The sequence below is a fragment of the Flavobacterium poyangense genome, from assembly GCF_011751075.1.
Taxonomy (GTDB): Bacteria; Bacteroidota; Bacteroidia; order Flavobacteriales; family Flavobacteriaceae; genus Flavobacterium; species Flavobacterium poyangense.
Window position 1 is genome coordinate 1 of the sequence record NZ_JAALLN010000056.1, and the last position, 1,052, is coordinate 1,052.

General features: G+C 47.0%; 1 protein-coding gene. It reads right to left on the bottom strand.

Annotation, left to right across the window (positions count from 1 at the left end; all coding sequences use genetic code 11):
- The coding region (locus G3A47_RS22575) for an Ig-like domain-containing protein (protein ID WP_409994015.1) at window positions 1-1,052 on the bottom strand (1,052 nt) is incomplete at both ends.

Genomic DNA, 1,052 nt, shown 5'->3' on the forward strand with positions numbered 1-1,052 from the left:
CTTCCAGTGGCACTTAGATCGCCAACCGTTGAAGCTGCACAGAAATTTTGGGTTGCATTGCCTATAGGCGCTGGGGTAATATTTACTGTAGCAGTTACCTCAAATCTGTCAGCCGACTCACAGCCTGATACTGTCTGAGAAGCAAAATAATGCGTACCGTCTGTCAAAGGGGTACTCGTAGCCAAAGGACTTCCTCCACTTGATGCCGAATACCAGTTGATCGTACTTCCAGTGGCGCTTAAACTGGCAACCGTTGAAGCCGAACAAAAACTTTGAGAGCTGCTTCCTGTTGGAGCCGGAGTGATATTGATATGAGCGGTTACCTCAAATCTGTCAGCCGACTCACAACCTGATACTGTCTGAGAAGCAAAATAATGTGTACCGTCTGTCAAAGGGGTACTCGTAGCCAAAGGACTACCTCCGCTTGATGTCAAATACCAGTTGATCGTACTTCCAGTGGCACTTAGATCGCCAACCGTTGAAGCTGCACAGAAATTTTGGGTTGCATTGCCTATAGGCGCTGGGGTGATATTTACTGTAGCAGTTACTTCAAATCTGTCAGCCGACTCACAACCTGACACTGTCTGAGAAGCAAAATAATGCGCGCCATCTGTCAAAGGGGTACTCGTAGCCAAAGGACTTCCTCCACTTGATGCCAAATACCAGTTGATCGTACTTCCAGTGGCACTTAGATCGCCAACCGTTGAAGCTGCACAGAAATTTTGGGTTGCATTGCCTATAGGCGCTGGGGTGATATTTACTGTAGCAGTTACCTCAAATCTGTTAGCCGACTCACAACCTGATACTGTCTGAGAAGCAAAATAATGTGTACCATCTGTCAAAGGGGTACTCGTAGCCAAGGGACTACCTCCGCTTGATGTCAAATACCAGTTGATCGTACTTCCAGTGGCACTTAGATCGCCAACCGTTGAAGCTGCACAGAAATTTTGGGTTGCATTGCCTATAGGCGCTGGGGTGATATTTACTGTAGCAGTTACCTCAAATCTGTCAGCCGACTCACAACCTGATACTGTCTGAGAAGCAAAATAATG